This is a genomic window from Nocardia sp. NBC_01388, assembly GCF_045040085.1.
In the GTDB taxonomy this organism is placed as follows: domain Bacteria; phylum Actinomycetota; class Actinomycetes; order Mycobacteriales; family Mycobacteriaceae; genus Nocardia.
In genome coordinates this window covers 1,551,289-1,571,329 of record NZ_CP109553.1, presented here as the reverse complement: position 1 = coordinate 1,571,329, position 20,041 = coordinate 1,551,289, and the positions used below count along the sequence as shown (strand labels likewise).

General features: G+C 65.5%; 15 protein-coding genes. 7 read left to right on the top strand and 8 right to left on the bottom strand.

Annotated elements, in window-relative coordinates:
- The first annotated feature begins 66 nt into the window (after nucleotides 1-66).
- The gene (locus tag OG716_RS07235) at nucleotides 67-3,108 is read left to right on the top strand and encodes an NACHT domain-containing protein (protein ID WP_405136914.1); all 3,042 of its coding nucleotides are present in this window, start codon (nucleotides 67-69) and stop codon (nucleotides 3,106-3,108) included.
- A gap of 51 nt (nucleotides 3,109-3,159) precedes the next feature.
- Here the strand turns inward: OG716_RS07235 and OG716_RS07230 are convergent, their stop codons facing one another.
- The 3 genes from OG716_RS07230 to OG716_RS07220 form a co-directional block, all read right to left on the bottom strand.
- Complete coding sequence (locus OG716_RS07230; protein WP_405136913.1) at nucleotides 3,160-3,885, bottom strand: TetR/AcrR family transcriptional regulator; 726 nt, start codon at nucleotides 3,883-3,885, stop codon at nucleotides 3,160-3,162.
- On the bottom strand, nucleotides 3,882-5,117 hold the full coding sequence (locus tag OG716_RS07225) for a cytochrome P450 (protein ID WP_355122307.1): 1,236 nt from the start codon (nucleotides 5,115-5,117) through the stop codon (nucleotides 3,882-3,884). The genes OG716_RS07230 and OG716_RS07225 overlap by 4 nt, the downstream gene beginning before the upstream one ends.
- 101 nt (nucleotides 5,118-5,218) lie before the next feature.
- Complete coding sequence (locus OG716_RS07220; protein WP_405136912.1) at nucleotides 5,219-6,697, bottom strand: sugar transferase; 1,479 nt, start codon at nucleotides 6,695-6,697, stop codon at nucleotides 5,219-5,221.
- A gap of 548 nt (nucleotides 6,698-7,245) precedes the next feature.
- Here OG716_RS07220 and OG716_RS07215 point away from each other — a divergent pair.
- The 4 genes from OG716_RS07215 to OG716_RS07200 are packed head-to-tail and all read left to right on the top strand — an operon-like array spanning nucleotide 7,246 to nucleotide 10,980.
- Nucleotides 7,246-8,523 (top strand): methyltransferase domain-containing protein, encoded by a 1,278-nt coding sequence (locus OG716_RS07215; protein ID WP_405136911.1) that lies wholly within the window; start codon nucleotides 7,246-7,248, stop codon nucleotides 8,521-8,523.
- Nucleotides 8,520-9,302 (top strand): sugar phosphate nucleotidyltransferase, encoded by a 783-nt coding sequence (locus tag OG716_RS07210; protein WP_405136910.1) that lies wholly within the window; start codon nucleotides 8,520-8,522, stop codon nucleotides 9,300-9,302. The genes OG716_RS07215 and OG716_RS07210 overlap by 4 nt, the downstream gene beginning before the upstream one ends.
- On the top strand, nucleotides 9,299-9,949 hold the full coding sequence (locus OG716_RS07205; protein WP_405136909.1) for a PIG-L deacetylase family protein: 651 nt from the start codon (nucleotides 9,299-9,301) through the stop codon (nucleotides 9,947-9,949). The genes OG716_RS07210 and OG716_RS07205 overlap by 4 nt, the downstream gene beginning before the upstream one ends.
- A gap of 2 nt (nucleotides 9,950-9,951) precedes the next feature.
- Nucleotides 9,952-10,980, top strand: a complete 1,029-nt coding sequence (locus OG716_RS07200) for an NAD-dependent epimerase/dehydratase family protein (protein WP_405139569.1) — start codon at nucleotides 9,952-9,954, stop codon at nucleotides 10,978-10,980.
- Nucleotides 10,981-10,986: 6 nt separating this feature from the next.
- Here OG716_RS07200 and rfbC read toward each other — a convergent pair whose 3' ends face one another.
- Nucleotides 10,987-11,544: a dTDP-4-dehydrorhamnose 3,5-epimerase gene (gene rfbC, locus OG716_RS07195; protein ID WP_405136908.1), complete on the bottom strand. Its 558-nt coding sequence runs from the start codon at nucleotides 11,542-11,544 to the stop codon at nucleotides 10,987-10,989.
- Nucleotides 11,545-11,558: 14 nt separating this feature from the next.
- Between rfbC and OG716_RS07190 the strand changes: the two genes are divergently transcribed.
- The gene (locus OG716_RS07190) at nucleotides 11,559-12,680 is read left to right on the top strand and encodes a class I SAM-dependent methyltransferase (RefSeq protein WP_405136907.1); all 1,122 of its coding nucleotides are present in this window, start codon (nucleotides 11,559-11,561) and stop codon (nucleotides 12,678-12,680) included.
- A 113-nt stretch (nucleotides 12,681-12,793) separates the two neighbouring features.
- Nucleotides 12,794-13,420, top strand: a complete 627-nt coding sequence (locus tag OG716_RS07185) for an MspA family porin (protein WP_405136906.1) — start codon at nucleotides 12,794-12,796, stop codon at nucleotides 13,418-13,420.
- Between the two features lie 17 nt (nucleotides 13,421-13,437).
- Here OG716_RS07185 and OG716_RS07180 read toward each other — a convergent pair whose 3' ends face one another.
- From OG716_RS07180 to OG716_RS07165, 4 genes are all read right to left on the bottom strand, one after another.
- Entirely contained in the window at nucleotides 13,438-14,274 is an 837-nt protein-coding gene (locus OG716_RS07180; RefSeq protein WP_405136905.1) for a glycosyltransferase family 2 protein, read from the bottom strand.
- A gap of 29 nt (nucleotides 14,275-14,303) precedes the next feature.
- The gene (locus OG716_RS07175) at nucleotides 14,304-15,623 is read right to left on the bottom strand and encodes a polysaccharide pyruvyl transferase family protein (protein WP_405136904.1); all 1,320 of its coding nucleotides are present in this window, start codon (nucleotides 15,621-15,623) and stop codon (nucleotides 14,304-14,306) included.
- Between the two features lie 208 nt (nucleotides 15,624-15,831).
- Nucleotides 15,832-16,842, bottom strand: coding sequence for a serine hydrolase domain-containing protein (locus tag OG716_RS07170; protein ID WP_405136903.1), 1,011 nt, complete (start codon nucleotides 16,840-16,842; stop codon nucleotides 15,832-15,834).
- A 1,690-nt stretch (nucleotides 16,843-18,532) separates the two neighbouring features.
- Complete coding sequence (locus OG716_RS07165; protein ID WP_405136902.1) at nucleotides 18,533-20,020, bottom strand: DUF222 domain-containing protein; 1,488 nt, start codon at nucleotides 20,018-20,020, stop codon at nucleotides 18,533-18,535.
- Nucleotides 20,021-20,041 lie beyond the last annotated feature (21 nt).

Genomic DNA, 20,041 nt, shown 5'->3' with positions numbered 1-20,041 from the left:
CCCCAATCTCCCCTATAGCCAGGCGATTACCCGGCAGACTCCTGGAATGCGGCCTAGCATCTGATCGTGGCCGAGCAGGATTCGATCACCGAGGGCCTCACCGCGGTGTTCGGTGGGGTCGCCGGTGGGGCGATCATCGTGGGGATTCTCGCCGTCGCGCTGAAAAAGTTCGGCGACAAGCTCGGCGAGGGCTTGTACGGGTTGCTCACCACCCTCCCCGGCCGGGTCTTCGAGCGTATGGCGATCCGCTTCAGCGAGGACAAGCGAATCACCCACTACCGGGCGAAGATCCCCGATGAATACGGACGACACGTACTGACCAGGCAGCGCCAAATCGCCGTGAACTCGGTCTACGTGCACCTGCAGTACGAACGCGGCGGCCGGCGGCACGATCTGCGGCGACGGGTGCTGCAGGAGAAAGCGGTACTGCTGCTCGGTGAGGCGGGCGCTGGAAAGTCGTTGCTGTCCAAGTACTTTCTGCTGCACTGGGCGCAGCAGCCGCGCAAACTCCAGCAGAAGCAACAGCTTCCGGTGCTGGTGGAACTGCACCGCTGCGACGGGTCGGTCGATCTGCCCGGCTTGATCGCTACGCGCTTCCGACTACCGCACGACAAGAATGACAGTCGCGCAATGGAATTCGTCACTCAGCGGTTGAACGACGGCGCCATGCGGCTGCTGTTCGACGGGCTCGACGAGGTGCAGGCCGACCAGCAGCCCGGCGTGATCGCGGCACTGGAAACCTTCCGCAAGACCCACGCCAGCGGCGACGACGCCAACTCCCTTGTGGTGACCGGCCGCGGCTCGGCCTACAACGGCAGCCTCGCCGCCTTCGAAGTAATCCAGATCGCCGGCTTCGACGATTCGTCGATACTGCGGTTTCTGGACCGCTGGTTGACTGTCGAACGGTCAGCCGGCAGCGGGCTCACCGATGCCGAGATCGCCGAATTGGGCACGGCAGAGCGCATATTCGATCAGATCCGGCAGAGCCCGCAACTGCTCCAGTTGGCCCGCACCCCCTTGCTGCTGAGCTTGCTCGCCGACCTGTATACCGGCAGTCTGCTGCGCCGTGGGCGATCACTGCCGGCGTCACGGGCCGCCTTCTATTCACGAGTCAGCGATCATATGGTCACCCGGGATCTGCTGCTGGATCGCGGCGAACGCGCCTCGCCCTATGAACCGGGCGACAAACTCGCCGTGCTGAAGCGAATCGCCCTGGCCATGACCGAAACGCCTGCCGAGCAGGGTGATCGGCTCATCATCGGCAAGGAGAAACTCCGGGAGGTGCTGGCCGCCACTTTGGCAGCGCTCGATCTCAGAGCCGAGCACGGGCGGGATTTGTTGCGCGATCTGACCGATCGCAGCCAAATGCTTGTCGGCTCCGATACCGGTGAACGATTCTGGTTCCCGCACAGAAGCTTTCAGGAGTACTTCACGGCACGAGCCTTGGAGGGACCGGTGGGAGCCGGCCGTCTACTCGCCGGCTACTGGTCCGATCCAACCTTCTGGCACGATACCGTCCGCTTCTGGTGCGGCCTGGATGGAAACAACTGCACCACTGTGGTCGGGCGACTGTTCGAAGGCAACGACCTCGGACATCGGGTATTGGCACTCGAATGTCTCTCCGAGGCAAGCGAAATAGATGATCAGCTGGCCGAGCGCATTATGGCGCATTTCCTCGCCGAGCTGCCCGGCATGCCCGCCGCGCCCGAACCCGCGGCCATCGGCGATGCCGCAGGCATTGTCGAGGCTCTGGGCAGCGTCGCCTCCCGTGACACCGATCGCGGGCGCAGGGTCCGAGGGCAACTCGAGGCGCAGACCTATGCGGGGACCGAGCACGCAATGCGAGCCCTGGCCCGGTCCGGCCGCGCCGATGCCGCACAGTTTCTGGTTGACCTGGCGGTCCTCAACAATGACACGCTTGCGCAGGAGTGCGCCGGGACGATGGGCGAGGTCGCGGTACCCGCCCTCGCCGGTGCGGTGGCCGCTGATCGGATCTGGCCGGTGAACCGGCTGGGTGGCATCGGCACTCCCAGTGCGGCAATGGAACTCGCGCGACTGATATGGACCGACGACACGAGCGCGACCGCAGCGGCCTGGTGGCTGTGTGCACTGATTCGAGAACCCAATATCGAAGCGGCGCTCGAAGATCACGCACCGCTCGGTGATGCGACAACCACCTACGCCGGAGTCGACGGCGCCTGGGATCCGTTCACGTCCGACCCACAGGGGCGGCTCGCGCGGCTGATGCGGAGAGTAGCCCACCTGGGCGGGAATTCGAGCCCTCCGGAGTTTCTCATCGAACGGCTGGATCCGCGGGCCACGGTCCTGCTGTCGAGCTTGATACTGCTACGCCGGAGACCCTCCGGGAGCGAAGCCCTCACAATCGTGATGGGAGATCAAGAGCTCAAACACGAGCTGTTCTACCGCAGCGACAGACTCGGCTGTGGCCCGAACACCCGCCGCCTTCTACACGATTTTCTTCGTCGGCTCGCCTACTCCGTATCCGAGATCGCAATGTTGGACACACTGCCGGAGATGGTTCAGCGCGCACTTGTCAGCTACACGCTGGTGTTCCAATACACGGCGAACGAGGCGGCCCGAGCCAAGCTGTGGGCGCAGGCTACACATGACGTCGAGCACAGTACGAGGGGGCTGAAGTTCTTGTGGCTGGCGACGGCCGGGTCCGCCGCGCTGACCGTCACCGGCACCGGGATGTATCGTGCCGTCGCGACCATCGCGCACTCCTGGGCATGGGGGCCGATATGGCTCGCCTGGACGATGCTGATCGTATTCGGCTTCTCCACGGCATCGGCCGCAGTCGCCTGGTATTTGGAAGAAGTCGTCATCGTGTCGGCGGATCTCGAAACCCTATGGCGCTCTTCCGGGACAGTTGCAGGCTGTGCGGCAGCCGCATTGGCGCTGCCGGGTATGTGGACCCTCGCCGCGTGGATCGGAGGGCCTGCCGTCGCGATCGGCCTCATTGTCGTAGCGCTGATACTGATCCGGGTAGGCCGGGTGATCATGCAACAGGACCTCGCCAATGCCAATCACTTCCGGCAGATTCTCCAGGAATTACACGCATCCCAAGTGATTCGACAGCAGCAGTAAAGACCGCGACCTCAGGCCACAACGGGCCGTGCGGCGGATATCCGCGGCAACTCAGACGACCATGCCGATGCTGCGGCCGATATCGACGAGGGTGGCGTCGAAGAGGACGTCGGGGTGGGTGATCGGGATCGGGTAGTTGCCGAACACCTCGAGGGTTACGTGGCCGTAGAGGCGCGCCCAGAATTGGATCATCACGTAGCTCACGCCGAGGTCCAGCTTCTCTGCGGGGAACTTCTGGCCGGATTCGGCGAGGACGCGCAGCAGGTCGGTCTGGAACCGGACGAGGTCGTCGCGCAGTTCCGGCGGGATCAGTTCCGTTGCCGGGGTGACGATCTCGTACTCGGTGAGCAGGCGACCGGCGGCGCCGAGGAACAACCGCCCGACCGGTTCGCCGAATTGCTGCATGGCGCTGCCGATTCCGGCGACGGTCGGCGAGGCGAAGACCAGCGTGAACTCGCGCGCGTGAGCGAGGGACCAGCTGCGGAAGCCACGGCAGACGGCGAAGAATCGGACACCGGCGTCATCGGGCAGCCCGGCGACCGCCGCCTCGAGGTCCGCGGCGAGATCGCCACAGACGTCGGTGCGCACCGCCGCGACCAATTGGTCGCGGGATTCGTAGTACCGGTAGAGCGCGGGGGCGGTGACGCCCAGCTCCCGCGCGATGGCCCGCAGCGTAATCGCATCCGGGCCCTGCTCCACCAGCAGTGACCGCGCGACGCGGCGAATGTCTGCGTCGCTTACCGCAGGCATCCGGCCGCGTCGACGGGGTTCACTCATTCGTATTTGACCTGCCAGCTCTTGATGCCGTTCAGCCAACCCGAGCGCAGCCGGACCGGATCGGAGACCTGACTCAGGTTCGGCATCACATCGGCGATGGCGTTGAACATGAGGTCGATCTCCAGGCGTGCGAGGTTGGCGCCCACACAGAAATGGGTTCCGGTGCCGCCGAAGCCTACATGCGGATTCGGGTTCCGGAGGACGTTGAACTCGAAAGGCTTCTCGAAGACTTCTTCGTCGAAGTTGGCGGCGGAGTAGAACATTCCGACGCGCTGGCCCTTCTTCATCTCCTGGCCGCTGAGCACGGTGTCCTGCAGCAGGGTGCGCTGAAAGGCGATGACGGGGGTGGCCCAGCGGACGATCTCGTCCGGAGCGGTGCGCGGACGCTGCTCGCGGTAGAGCTCCCACTGTTCCGGATTGTCGACGAACGCCTTCATGCCGTGCGTGATGGCATTACGCGTGGTCTCGTTGCCGGCGACGGCGAGCAGGATGACGAACCAGGCGAATTCGTCCGAGCCCATGGCTTCGCCGTCGACATCGGCATTGAGCAGCGTGGACATGATGTCCGCGTGGCCGTCGAGGTCGATCGGGCACTTGCGCTTCTCTTCGGCCAGGTTCCACGAGTAGCCCATGACCTCGGCGGTGGCGACCTTGTGGTCACCCTCGAAGTCGGGATCGTCGTAGGAGATCATCTGGTTGGTCCAGTCGAAGATCTTGCCGCGATCTTCCTGCGGAATTCCGATGAGCTCGGCGATGGCCTGCAGCGGCAGCTCGCAGGCGACCTGGGTGACGAAGTCGCCGGAGCCGGTCTTCTTGGCCTCGTGCACGATTCGCTCGGCGCGGTCGCGCAGTGCGTTGCGCAGCGATTCGACCGCGCGCGGGGTGAAGCCCTTGGACACGATGCGGCGCAGCTTGGTGTGCCGCGGCGGATCCTGGTTCAGCAGCAGATAGCGCTGGACCTCGATCTCTTCACGCATGATGTCGTCATAGAAGCGGATGACAGCGGTGTTCTCCTCGGAGGAGTACACCTCCGGAGTCTTCGAGATCTCCTTGATGTCATCCATCTTGGTGACGGCCCAGTAGCCGTCGTCTTTGAAGCCACTGCCGATCTGGGGCACCCAGGCGATGGACCGGGTGCGGCGGAGTTCGGCGAATTCCTCGACAGGCAGACGCTGTGCGAGCAGGTCGGGATCGGTGAAGTCGAACCCGGAGGGGATGGACGGCGCGGACACGGTTCCTCCTTTGGATCACGTTCCGGAGAAGTGAATCACACCACAGCCCCGTTTGTGAACACCTATTACTAAATAATGTTCACTTGAGTGTGGGTGTGATCTCAGTACGCGCCATCTCCCCTGGTCACCGCCCCTATCGTCTTGCAGATCAGGAGCAGATCCAAGACCATCGACCAGTTCTCGACATAGGAGAGATCCAGTCGCATGGCATCGTCAGGGGCCAGATCCGAGCGCCCACTGACCTGCCACAGACCGGTCACGCCCGGCTTGACCAGCAGGCGCCGCCGCATGATCCCGTCGTACGAATCGACCTCGCGGCGCACCTGCGGGCGCGGGCCGACAATGCTCATCTCCCCGCGCAGCACATTCAAGAACTGGGGTAGCTCGTCGAGGCTGTACTTGCGGATGATCCGGCCGACCCGCGTCACCCGGGGATCGTCGCGCATCTTGAAGAAGAGCGGATTGCCGCCGTTGCCGGCGATGAGCGCGGTGATGTGCGCATCGGCGTCGGCGTACATGCTGCGGAACTTGATCATGTGGAACGGATGCCCGTCCCGCCCGATCCGCTCGGAGTGATAGAACACCGGCCCCCGGCTGCTCACCTTGACCGCGATGGCGATGCCGATGAGCGCCGGCGCGATGGCCAGCAGCGCACACAGTGCGAAGCCGAAGTCGAAGAGCGCCTTGCGAATCGACTTGGCACGGTCGTACTGCGGCTTCTCCACATGCAGCATGGGCATATCGGCGACCAGGCGGTGGGTCAGCCGGGCGCCGGAGATGTCCACCAGACCCGGCGTGACGATCAGTTCGACGCCCAGCGGATCCAATTCCCATGCCATGCGCCGGAAGTCGGCCGGGCCGAGATTGTCGGTGGCGGTGACGGCGACCGTATCGGCCCCTGTACGGCGGACCGCGTCGATGACCGTGCGGTCGGTGCCGACAATCGGAATCTCCCGGCCGCCGACCTCGAGCCCGCGCTCGACGAGGTCGCCCTCCTCGCGGGTGCACACCCCGATGACCCGATAGCCCGATTCCTGATCCCGCGAGAATGCCGCGACCATGGCCCGCGCCGCCTCCGGGCTGCCGACCACCAGCATGGAGGTGCGGTATTCGCCACGGGAGCGCCGCCTGGCTACCCACCCGCGCCACAGCCGGCGCTCCAGCATGAGCCCGAACATGCCCAGCGGCAGGGCAATTGCCAGATAACCGCGGGCGACGTCCACGCGCAGCAACAGCGACACGATGGCTACACCACCGAACAGTTGCAGCGTGGCGGAAACGACCCGTCGGTATTCCTCCGTCCCACTGCCGAGTACACGTAGTGAGCGGGTCCCGCTGAGGGAGAGCGCCAGGTACCAGACCAGTGCGAGCACCACCGATACCACCGTGTAGCGAACCTCCAGCGGCAGGTTCGAGGCCAGCGTCGGATCCGCCGGCCCGCCGAAGCGGATGAGCTGCGCCATTCCGATGGCCAGGCACACGACCAGCAGGTCGCTACCGGCCAGACGGCGCGCGTAATCGCCCTGCCAGCGTTCGCGATCCGAGCGTGGCAGCGGTCGGGGCAGCCGATTTACACGCACTGCTCGACGAGAAGAAACTTCGAAACTCATGAAACGAACGCACCTCCCCCACGGGAGAACTCGGTTCCGATCCCCACTGATCAGCTCCACGGAAGACAGAACAATGTCGGCTCCCCAAGGGTTTTCGCAACGCGCCAACCTGGGGGACCGCCGACTCTTTCGGTGGCCAGATGCCGAATGTTACACAACTGCGCCATCGTCGTCGGTGAAACTTGTGCGCTACCAGTGTTTCCGCGATGTTGCCGGAAGCATCGCAACCGGTTTCCCGGTCGTCTCCCCGCATTTCCCCTAATCACGAAAACGCAGGTTGCGCCGGGTGCCACACCCGGCGTGAGGTGGGAGTAACCCTTGAATTGCAAGACTCGAGTGGTAGCCGACCGCCTGCCCCGTTCTGCGACTCGCAGAAAATTGCCGCCCCGGCGCCCACCTGCCACCGGCCGAGCCCAGCGAAGTTGGCGAATCCTGTTGTAACGTAAGGCCGGATCGAGCCGACCACAGTGCAGTCGGCCTTGCGCCGGCGCCGGTCTCGGTGAAAGTGGGGATTCCGCGTGCAGTGCCGTCTGTGTACGTCCGAACGTTTGGTCAGCGTGCTCGATCTGGGAGCGACCCCGCCGTGCGAGAAGTTTCTCACCGCGGCGGAACTCGACCAACCGGAACCCACGTTCCCACTGCATCTGCGGGTCTGTGAAAGCTGTCTGCTACTACAGATTCCGGCGCTCATCACGCCTGCGGAGACTTTTACGGAATACGCGTATTTCAGTTCCTATTCGGACAGCTGGGTGCAGCACGCAAAACTCTTCGTCGAGGACGCGATCGCCCGCCTGGGGCTGGGTAGTGAATCGCTCATGATCGAAGTCGCCAGCAATGACGGTTACCTGCTGCAGCACGCCGTCGCCGCGGGCATCCCCTGCGTGGGCATCGAACCGTCGGTGAATGTCGGGGCCGCCGCCCGCGAGAAGGGTGTGCCGACCGTGACGGCCTTCCTCGACGAGGACCTGGCCACGCAGGTGCGCGCCGAGCACGGCGCCGCGAATCTTGTTGTGGCCAACAATGTTTACGCCCACATACCGGATCTGCTGGGGTTCACCCGATCACTGCGCGCACTGCTCACGGACGACGGCTGGCTCTCCATCGAGGTGCATCACGCGCTCAATCTGGTGGCGCAGGGCCAGTTCGACACCATCTATCACGAGCATTTCCAGTACTACACCGTGCTGTCCGCGCAGCGAGCCCTGGCGACCGCGGGCCTCACCGTGGTCGATGTGGAATTGCTTGGCACACACGGTGGTTCGCTGCGCATCTGGGCACGTCCGGACGCGGTGGCCGAACCGTCCGAGCGCGTCGCGGAGGTATTGCGCCAGGAGGCCGAGGCCGGTTTGCACGACGTCTCCGGCTATCTAGCACTGCGACCGCGCACCGAACTGGTCCGCCAGCAACTGCTCCGCTTCCTGCTCGAGGCCAAGGCCGCCGGCAAACGAGTGGTCGGCTACGGCGCACCGGGCAAGGGCAATACCCTGCTCAACTACTGCGGCATCCGCCCTGATCTGCTCGAGTACACCGTGGACCGGAACCCGTACAAGCACGGCAGATTCACACCCGGCACCCGCATTCCGATCCACGAACCCGAGCGCATCGACGCCGACAAGCCGGATGTGGTGCTGGTGCTCCCGTGGAATCTGGAGACCGAGATCACCGCGCAATTGCACCATGTGACCGACCGGGGCGGCGAGCTCGTCTACCCGCTCCCCACCCTCCATCACGCAGCATCCCTTGCGACGCTCGACGACGCCGCCGCATCGAATCATGCGGAAAGGCAAGCGAAGTGAAGGTTGTACTGTTCTGCGGCGGCTACGGCATGCGCATGCGCAACGGCACCGAGGATATGATCCCGAAGCCCATGCAGATGGTGGGCCCGCGCCCGCTCATCTGGCACGTGATGCGCTACTACGCGCACTTCGGGCACAAGGATTTCATTCTGTGCCTGGGCTACGGCGCCGCGCACATCAAGAATTTCTTCCTGACCTATCAGGAGTCGGTCTCCAACGATTTCGTCATTCGCGGCGGCCAGGTCGAGCTGCTGCAATCGGATATCAGCGACTGGACCATCACCTTCGTGGACACCGGCGTGGAATCCCCTATCGGAGAACGACTGCGGCGGGTGCGCGACCATCTCGACGGCGAGCGCTACTTCCTGGCCAACTATGCCGATGTGCTCACCGACGCCCCGCTGGACGAGGTGGTCAGCGACTTCCGCAAATCCGGGGCCGCGGCCTCCATGATGATCGTGCCGCCGCAGTCCTCCTTCCACTGCGTGGACGTGAACTCCGCCGGCGAGGTCAAGAACATCACTCCGGTGTCGCAATTGCCCATCTGGGAGAACGGCGGCTACTTCGTGCTCACCCAGGAGATCTTCGATCATCTGCCGCCCGGAGGTGATCTGGTGGAGGACGCCTGCGGCGCGCTGGCCGCGCAGGGCAAGCTCTTCGGTTATCAGCATCACGGCTTCTGGAAGCCCGCCGACACCTTCAAGGAGCGCGCCGAACTCGACGCCGGATATCTGACGGGCGATCGCCCCTGGATGGTGTGGGAGCAGCCCACACCATGATCCGACTCGGGACGGGCGCGGTCCGTGAGATCGCCCTGGTGGCGGCGCACTGCGACGATCTGGCCATCGGCCTCGGCGGAACCCTGCTGGCGCTGTCGAATACCGTTCCCGGCCTTCGCGTTCGAGCCCTCGTGCTCTCCGGGGCCGGGACCGAGCGGGCCGGGGAGGAGCAGGACGCGCTCGCCGCCTTCTGCCCCGGCGCGGATCTGGATCTGCGCATTCTCGATGTCCCGGACGGTTATGCCCCGGCGCATTGGGAGCGGGTCAAGGATGCGGTGGCGGCGCTGCGCCGCGGCAGCAGTCCCGAGGTGGTGTTCGCCCCGCAGCGCGGCGATGCCCATCAGGATCACCGACTGCTCGCCGAGCTGACCCCCACCGAGTTTCGCGATCATCTGGTGCTGGGCTACGAGATCCTCAAGTGGGAGAACGACACTCCGCAACCGACGGTGTTCCATCCGCTGCCCGCCGGGATCGCCGAGCTCAAGGCCGAGCTGCTGTTGAAGCACTACCCCTCACAACGTAATCGGGACTGGTTCGACGAGCAGTCCTTCCTCGCCCTCTCACGCCTGCGCGGCGTCCAGTGCCGGGCGCAGCACGCCGAGGCATTCCTGCTCGACAAGGCCACCATCACATTCGGAGGTGCATGACCATGCGCGTACTCGTCACCGGACATCAGGGATATCTGGGGACGGTCATGGTGCCCGAGCTACAGCGGGCCGGTCACGAGGTGACCGGCCTGGACATCGGGTACTTCGCCGACTGTGTGCTCGGGGAAACGCCGCCCGCACCACCGACTCTCACCGTGGACCTGCGCGATGTGACCGTGGATCAGCTCGCCGGGTTCGATGCCGTCGTCCATCTGGCGGCGCTGTCGAATGATCCGCTGGGGGCGCTGGCGCCGCAGATCACCTACGACATCAACCATCACGCCTCGGTGCGCCTGGCCCGGCTGGCCAAGGACGCGGGCGTGCAGCGCTTCCTCTACGCCTCCACCTGTTCGGTGTACGGCGCCGCGGGCGCGGATCTGGTCACCGAGGACGCACCGCTGCGGCCGCTCACCCCGTACGCCGAATCCAAGGTGCGGGTCGAGGACGATGTGGCCGCGCTCGCCGACTCCGGCTTCGCTCCCGTATTCCTGCGCAATGCCACCGCTTTCGGCTTCTCGCCCCGGCTGCGCGCCGATATCGTGCTCAATAATCTGGTCGGATACGCGGTGCTCACCGGTGAGGTGCGGGTGCTCTCCGACGGCACGCCGTGGCGGCCGCTGGTGCACGCCCAGGATATTGCCCGCGCGTTCGCCACCTGCCTGGAAGCCCCGGCCGAGGCCATCTACTGCCGGGCCTACAACGTGGGCACCGAGACCAATAACCTCACCGTCGCCGAGATCGCGCAGTCCGTGGTCGAGGCGGTCCCCGGTGCCACGCTGGCCATCACCGGCGAGAGCGGCGCGGACCCGCGGTCCTACCGGGTCGACTTCTCCTACGCCCGCAAGGAACTGGGCTTCGAGGCGATCTGGAGCATTCCGGAGGGCGCGGCCGAGCTGTACCGCGAGTATGTGGCACGCGGGCTGACCTCCGACGCCTTCTTCCAGCGCTACACCCGGCTCGCGCATCTGACCTCGCTCGCGGATGCGGGCGTGCTCGACGACGAACTGCGCCGCATCCGGATCGGCGCCTGAATGCCCTCAGCGCCCGAAGGCCGCGAGCAACTGCTGCCACGAATTCGCGGCGGCATCGCGGTCGGAGACCACGGTCACCGGTTGCGGCCACGCGATGGCCAGATCCGGATCGTCGTAGGCGATGCCGATGTCCTCGGCCGGATCGTGCGGCCGGTCGATGCGGTAGCAGACATCGGCCACCGGGCTCAGCGCCTGGAAGCCGTGCAGAAATCCGGCCGGCACGAACAGGTTCCGGAAATCGGTGTCGTCCAGCAGGAAGGCCTGCTGCTGCCCGAAGGTCGGCGAGTTCGGGCGAATATCCACCAGCACGTCGTGCACCGAACCGTGCGAGCAGCGCACCAGCTTCGCCTCACCGCGCCCGGCCCGGCCGTGCATACCGCGCACCACGCCGCGATAGGAGCGGGACTGCGAATCCTGCAGGAAGGTCGCCGAGAAGCCGGGCGACTGCAGGAAGCTGTCGAACTCCTCGGCATCGAAGGTCCGGGTGAACAGGCCGCGGCCGTCACGGTAGGGCTGCGGCGTGAGCACCAGGACGTCGGCGAGCTCGGTGGTTTCGATCAGCACCAGGTCATCGTGCCATGAGCGCCGATCCGACGCGGGGATGTCGCGGTTGTGGTGCCGGATCGCTGATCCGGGTGCTGGATCTGGGCAAAATGCCTGCCGCAGACCATTTTCCGCCCCTCGATGCGCCCGCGGAGTCGCTCGACAGCACCCATCCCCTGGCCATGGACCTGTGCACCGAATGCGGTCTGGCACAACTCGCCGAGGACGATACGGTCACCGCCGAACCGCGCGGCGTGGAGCCGCAGGCGCTTCGTGATCAAGCCGCCGACGCCCTCGCCCAGGTCTCGGCCGCGGGCTGGCTGACCGGCCGCACCACAAGGGAATTCGGCAGTCCGCACGGCGGGAGCTGGCTGCCGCTGCTGACCGGCTTCACCGAGACCGAGGCACCGGCCGATGTGGTGGTCGACTGCTTCGGCATCATGCACGAACCGGATCAGCGAGCAGCCTTCGCGCAGCGGGCCGCGGCTACCGCGCCGGACGGGGTGCTGCTGCTGCAGTTCCACTCGCTGCACGCCATCGTCGAGCAGGGCCAGTGGAATGCCCTGCGGCACGGCCACTTCGCGTACTACTCGCTGACCGCGCTGCGGAGGCTGCTCGCGGATGCGGGGATGCGGATCGCGGCGGCCTGGGGGTTCGACCTGTACGGCGGAACGGTTCTCGTGGCGGCCGTGCACGTCGCGGCCGAAACCGTGGAGCCGACCGGCGATTCGCAGGTCGCACGGATACTGAACGCGGAAATCAGTCTCTTCGGCAGCGAACCCGATGCCGCCGCCGATGCCGTGCGAAGTCTGCAACAGGCCGCTGACCAGCAGGCCGCCGCCCTGCGCCGCTGGCTCGAGTATGAAACACTTTCCGGTAGCCGAATCTTCGCCTACGGCGCCGCCTCCCGAGCAGTCGCACTACTGCATCTGGCGGGAGCGCACCGTGGGCTGCTGGCGGCGGTCGCCGACGCCTCGCCCGCCAAACAGGGCCGGCGCATGCCCGGTACCGATATCCCGATCATCGATCCGGCGGAACTGCTTGCCGCCCAACCGGATCGAGTACTTCTCACGGTGCCCGACCTACTGCAGGAGGTGCGGTCGCAATGGCCCGGGCTGGAGGGAAGGTGGGTGGTCGACATCCCCGAAAAAATCTGAGCGGCAACAGGATCAACCTGCGGGCGATGTGGAGCCCGTAGTGTATCAATAGTGGGGAATCTATTGCACGCGTTTCGATTACGCGGTCAATCTGATGAGGGAACGGAACAACCATGGGGAACACACAGCGCGTGGTGGTCACGCGCGCCGCGGCGACCGCAGTCGCCGCCGCCGCCTTTCTGACGCTGGGCGGCGGAATGTCCACCGCCGCAGTCGATGCCGATAATTCGATCGTCGATCAGCAGGGCCGCACCATCGAAGCCATCTCCGCCGACACCCGTATCGATTTTGTCGCACCGCTCGACGGCAACCCGCTGACCCGCGAGTGGTTCCACAGCGGCAAGGCCTGCTTCAAGGTCACTGCCCCGACCAGCGACAAGTGGACCGGCCACATCACCATGGGCTACCAGGTCGGCTACCCCGCCACACTGTCGGGAAAGATCTCCTTCCAATATCAAACCCCGGGCTTGGAGCTCGAACTCGGCACCGACGCCAAAGCCGATGTCTACAACCTCATTCCGACGCTGGGTGTGGAGCTGAATGTGGGCTTCGGACCGGGCATCCAGTCGGTAGACGCCACCGGTGGTGACGTGTCCGGCACCGACGGCTGCATCACCATGTCGGGGTTCCACGCCACCGTGACAGGTGTCCTGGGGCAGACCACGATTCGGCCGTTCGTCCGGTTGGTGAGCAGCGGCGGCGATACGGTGGTCGCCTATGGACCGGTGGCACACATTTAACCGCGCCCGATCACGGCTCAGTGCAGCAATTCCGGGCGGCGTAACAGCGTTGCCGTCGCCCGGATACGCGCTCGATCGGCGGCGGCACGGGCCAGCCGCATATCGCCGCCGAGGACAGCGCCGCGGCCGATCAGCTGCGGGTACTCGTGGCCCAGCCGATGATGGAAGCGCAGCATCTCGCTCAGCTTGCTGACGGTCGAGGTATTGCTGCACAGGTTGAAACTCGAATTGCGCCAGGCCGCCAGCACCTGCTGCATGCCGTAGAACATGCCGAAGGCGCAGACGCGGGCGAACAGGTCCACATCCATGGGGAAGACCAGATCGCCGCGGAAGCCGCCGACCCGTTCGAAATCCTTGCGCCGGAACATGGCGGCGGCGGTGGGCCCGAAATCGGCGGGGCCGCGCCGCACAATGGTGCGCATGAGCGTCTGAGCATTGCGGGGGCCGAGCAGATCGGGCAGCCCGAGGTCGGTCTCCTCGATATTGCCGCCCTCGTCGATGACCTGGAACTTCGAGGCGCAGATGGCGATTCCATTGTCGCCCATGACCTCGAGTTGCGCCTCCAGCGAGCCGGGCAGCAGGATATCGTCGGCGCAGACCACCTTGACCAGGCGGCCCTTGGCCAGCGAGACGGCCTTGTTCCAGTTCTCGCCGATCGGCAGCGTCTCTGCATTGCGGGCGATGCGTATGCGCGGATCGTCGAAGGATCTCGCCACCGCGCCGGTATCGTCGGTGCTGGCATTGTCGAGGACGATCACTTCGAATGCGTTGTCCTGGTCGAGAATCGAGCGCAGTGTTGCGCCCAGTGTGCGTCCGGAATTGTAGGCCGGCACGCACACCGACAGGTTGACCATCGTTCCCCCTGAGCTGGTGCGGCGGTGGGTTAGCCGGACAGGCCCCCCGGCCCCTCCTCCACGAGACGGAACACTCGGTCCAGCCCCGTACGGCCGGTATCGATCTGCTCGACTGCCTTCTGCTGCAGCGTATCTCGCAATTCGGGCGCTGACTCCCACAATTCCCGGACAGCACGTGTCAGTTCGGTCTCGAGGTTGTCGGCGTCGAGATGCACGACCCGCAATCCGGCGCCGAACATATCTGCCAATCCATAGAACTTGTCGTCGTAGTACTGGGATGCCGTTACAGCGACCGCCGGAATACCTTGGGACAGCGCGAAGACCGCCAGGTGGTAGGCGCTGGTGACCAGCACCCGGCAGCGCGAGACCTGACGCGCCACATCCTGCGCGGTGCCGGCACGGCCGATCACGGCACGCACCTTGGCGGCGCCGGTCAGCAGCGGCAGGGTGTGGGTTCGATCCTCATCGTCGTACTCGGAGATGATGAGCGGGGCCAGGGCCGTGCCGAATTCGGCGGCGCGGGCGCGCACCACCGCACCGAGGGTGTCGCGCGCGGAGTCGCTGACCTTCGAATAGTCGGCGATGCGCAGGCAGAGGCCGAGATCGCCGCCGATCTCGGGACGCCGCATACGGTAGGAGAATTCGACGGCATCGTCACCGGTGACGAGTATCCGGTCCGACGAAACACCGAGCTCCGCCAGCAGTTTCGGACCGCGCATCCCCTCGCGCAGGCCGATGAAGTCCACCTTGGGCAGCACCTCGGCCGCCCGCCGCAACAGCTCCGGATCACGCATGGGGCCCATGCCCTGACCGATCATCACATTCGGAATGCCAAGGCCCTGAGCGTGTTCCAGCAGATTGAGGGTGCGGTGCGCCTGATACAGATCGACATCGGTCATATAGCCACCGCCCTGCGCGATGACCAGGGAGGCGTCGCTGACGGCGGCCGGAACCGGTGGCAGCGGCGGCATCCCCGCGGACTCCGACCCCTGCTCACCGCCGATCAGTGCGTTCGCTTCACTACGCACCCAATCGCGCACCCCGCGCAGATGATGCTTCGGAACCTCCGTGGCGGCCCGCCAGTGCAGCGCCGCCGGACCGAGGAACCGGGTGCCGGTCACCTGATCGAGCTGACCGCCCAAACCGCTTCTGCCCCAATGCCCTCCGCCGCCCGCGAAGACCGGTTCGGCCTCCGGCAGCACCGCGCGCATCACCCGTGGTTCGTCGGTGAGCATGCCGATGCGGGCCTGTGGCCAGTGCTCGCGCAGCCGGTCCACGGTCATGACCATCATGGCGATATCGCCGCGATTGCGCAGCCAATACTCCCCGTTGTCAACCAGTACCTTCAATCCCCCGGCACTGTTTTTCCCGGCACTGTCCCCCGCGCCAGACGTCCCCACTCTGAATTTCCTTCCGGAGCCCCGGTAAATACCGGTTGTTCTGTTCGGAGGGGCAGCGCTGCCGCAGTCGCCCAACCACCGAAGTAGACGGACCCCCTCGTGCCGAGCACGAATCCGCAGCGAATCTATCGCACTGCGTCCTGTTCGCGCTATGGCCTCATCGAGGAGCGCACAGGGCGGCGTCGACCACGCCGTCCAGATCGATATTGTGTGCCTTCGCGGCGATGATATCCGGCAGCTCATTCATGCTCACGGTGACAGAGCGGCCGGCCGTCGCGCCCCCGTAGACGAAGGTGCCGTGGATGGTGCCACCGTGACCCCACGCCTCGATGCCGCAGGAGGTGGTCCAGGGGGAACAGGCCCAGCCCGAAATCCTCTGAGCGACGCAGAATCTCCGCTCGGGACGATACGTTCCATCTCGGTCAGCTCCGCCGCGCCCGGCCGGCAGCGCCATGGAGAAGCGATTCATATCCGCGCCGGTGGAGACCATAGCCCCGTCGGGCAGACCCCAGCCGGGGTCGATATCGGTGACATCGGTGAGAGTGCCGTCGAATTCGTGATAGGCCCGGGCATGCGGACCGCGAATCACCGATTCCAACGGATACAGCGGCCAGTAGGTATCCCGCAGTCCGAGCGGCAGCAGAATCCGCCGCGTCGCCTCCACCCCGACGGGTAGCCCGGTAACACGTTCGACGACCTTCCCCGCGATCAGATAGTTCGTATTCGGGTACTCGGCGTGATCCCCCGGTGTGAACTCCGCAGTCTTGGCCATGGCGAGCCTGATGAGATCGTCCGATGACCGCGACTGCCGCAGGGCGGCAACCGATTCCAGATCGAGATCCAGAATGTAGTCCGGAACTCCGCTGGTGCGCTGCAGCAGATTGCGAATGGTGACGACATTGCTGTCCCCACCCGGCCCCCGCACCACACCCGGCAGATACCGCTCGACCGGGGCATCCAGCTCCACTCGCCCCTCGCCGACAAGTCGCAACATGACCGCAGAGACGAACGACTTGCTATTACTCGCGATTCGCACCTGAGCGTTGTCAGGGAAGGCCGCGCCGGTACCCAGATCTCCCACACCGCTGTTGATCTGGAGCGTGCCACTGCCATCGGTCAGCACCAACTGCGCCGCCGGTACATCCGCCCCGGACACAGCTTCGTTCAAGTCGGCCTCCAGCAGATCCTGGATGGAAAGCGGATCCGCAGCACCTGCTCCTCCTCCCCCGAGACCGATAAGTGCTGCCGCCACGAAGATTCCGAGACACTGGGGTGTTACACGACAGCGGCGCATCGGGCCTCCATCTGAGGGGTGAGTGGCAATCAGCCGGGAAGCCATACGAACTGCGCTGAACGCGAGTTCGAACCATGCCTTTTCATGTCTTCTGCTCGAGAACGGCACCACAGCCGGTCGACCAGGCTGGTACCGCACAGCCCCTCCCAACTCCGGAAGGTCAACCGGGTACCCCTCCCCACGTGCCCAGCACGGCCCTCTCGGGCTTTGCCCGCACCCCCTGCCAGATCAACCCTGCCCGGGAGGCAAGAAACCCAGGTGCACCGACCGTTTCGGCATAGAAGCCGTCGGCTCCTGGGGACTGAACAGCGGGTGTCTCAGCGGCACAGCGGTTATCGGGTTTGTGCCGTGCGGACGCCTGCTGTGCGGCCGTCGAGAAGGCGTGTGTGGTGCCCGCTCCGGGTGGATTCGAGGCCGAGATGAGCCGGTGTACCTGGGTTGTTTCCGTCGAGGGGCGGTGTTGGATCCCTGGGCGCGGGCAGGGCCCGAGATGGCCGTGCTGGTGGCGTCAGGAGGGGTACCCGGTTGACCTTCCGCGGTCACGAGGGAAGCGGCGGTGCCAGCCGGAAGACTGGTTGTGGTCCGGTTTCAGAGATAAAACACGAAAAGACAAAACCCGAAAGACCAAGGGCCGCCTGGAGAGAAGGGATCGAAGAGAAAGAGCCTGAAAGACCCGGGCTGGCAACGTTCGTGGTGTTCGTCGGATCGGCGCTGGTGGTGGTGGCGGGGTAGCGCGAGGTTTCGGAGCGGGCGGTGGGCGATGGCACGGGGTGCGCGGTGATTCGGCACGAGTGTCGCATCGGCATGATCAATGTGATGGTGTTTGCGGTGTGAAGCCTGCTGTGTGGGTGGGGGTCCCGGGTGGAGGGTGGACTCACGGGGGCGCGAGCCACGCCTGCTGCTGGTCCATCCGGTGCGGGTTCCGTTGTGGTCGTTCACGGCGGCGGCCTGCGTCTGTGGAAACGGGTGGGCAGTATCTTTGGCACCGCTGGTATACGCCGCTGCGGTCTGCGGTTGTCGAGTCGGTGGGTGACAGTGGAGAGACTGAGGATCGGCCCGGCCTGCCGCTGTTGTCGCCGTTCCCGGTTCTGGATTATTGGGGTCGGCGTCGATGAGACCTTGGTGGACAAGGGCCTTGTCGTGGCACCGTCAGGATCGACTTGACGATGTCTGCGCCGGTGGCCAGGTTTTCAAAGAGCGCTGACAGGGGTTCCGCTATTCGCGGATGGGATGGGTTGTGGGCATCGCGTCCCCGCCTGCTGTTGGCGCCTGTCGCTCCGCTCGGCACGGGTTCCGCTGTGCTCGTTCGCCTCTCGAGGCCCACTGCCCGTGGAACTTTGGTGGGCAACGGGTTGTGACACCGCCAGGACCGGCCTGACGGTGTCAATAAGGGGGTGTGGTCCGCTATTCGCGGGTGGGGGTGGTTGTGCTGCCGCTCCGCACGGTCCGGGTTCCGCTGTGCTCGTTCGCCTCTCGAGGCCCACTGCCCGTGGAACCCTGGTGGGCAACGGGTTGTGACACCGCCAGGACCAGCCTGACGGTGTCAACAAGGGGCGCGGTCCCACTATTCGCGGGTGGGGGTGGTTTTGCGGGCATCGAGCCATGCCCGCCGTCGCTCGCGTTGCGACCGTTCCCGGGCCCGGATCTCGTTCAGGGCACCGGCCATCAGTTCACCGGTGTGGTGCAGGTGATTGACCTGCGGGGTGCCGGTGGGGTCGATGTGGGGTGGGGCGATCCACCCGGTCCGGCCCGGGAACTGGGTATCCTCGCCCATGACAATGGTTTTCCAGCCCCCGGGCCCGTCGTGGATCATCGCGTGGCACCCATCGCACGCCAAGGTCAGGTTGTCGATATCGGTGGGCCCGCCCTCGGCCCACCCGGTGACGTGATGGGCCGCCGCCAGGCTCGCGGGCGCACTGCACCCGGGTCGGGTACACCCCTTGTCGGAAGCGATCAACGCCAGTCGTTGTGCGGGCGTGGCCAACCGGTCTCGCCCGCGCCCCAAATACAGGGGCAGTCCGGCCTTGTTCAACACCACCAACAACGGTCGGGTCCCGGAGGCCAGTTCCAGGGCTTGCGGGATGGTCAGGGTGCCCCCGGTCGCGGTGGTCGCGATCCCCGCACCCCGCTCGAGGTCCTCCACACGCATGACGATGATCGCTTCCACGGGCAAACCCCGGTGGGAGCCGAGCTTGGGGCGGTCGAGCTGAAACCGCAGCACCGCCAACAACGCATCATGGTTGCGTTGCGCGGGCGAGCGGTTATCGCGTTCGGAGGCGGCTTTCAGTTTCTGGCGGTCGAGGGTGCGGTCGGCGACCTTCGGGCTGTGCGGATCGGCCGGGTTGCACATGCCGGGGCGGGCGAATTTGGCCAGCAACGGCTCCAGGATTTCCCGCAACGGCTCGGTGATCTCCCCGATCAGCGGGGACATCCCGTCCGCACGCTTGCGCCCGAGGGTGAGCCCGCGCATGCGTTCGCGGTCTTTGTCCTGGGTGAGGGTGCCGTCGGGGTCGATGTTCGCCAGGATGACCTCACCCAGATCGACCAGCTTGTCCGGGCTGCCGGTGCGGGCGTAGGTGGTCAAAACATCTTGGGCCAGGTCCTTCTGGCCGGGGTCGGCGGCACACGGGATGCGCTTGAGGACCTGCGCGATCCGCCGCACATGATCGACCGAGATCTCCCCGGCGCGTTGGGCTTCGGCGACATACGCCAATTCCGGTTCCAGATCCCCGCCGAGCGCCGGTTGCGGGCTCAACTGTTTGGCGGCGTTGACCCGCGAGACCGCATCAGCGTGGCTGAGCCGCAGGGTCTGTTCCAAGAATTTGACCGGGGACGCCGATCCGGCGCGCGCGGCCAGGGAGCGGGTGCAGGTTTCGGTGACGAACCGGTGTTTGACGGCTTCGAGTTTGCGCATGCTGGTTTCGACTTCACGCATCACTGCGATGAATTCCTCGTCCAGCAAGGGTGTGAGGGAGGCGTCGAGGAGGTTTTCCACGGCGGTATCGAGTGCGTGTGCACTCGATACGATGGTGGTTGCTCCCCCCGGATTCATGCCTCTATTCTACCGCTGGAA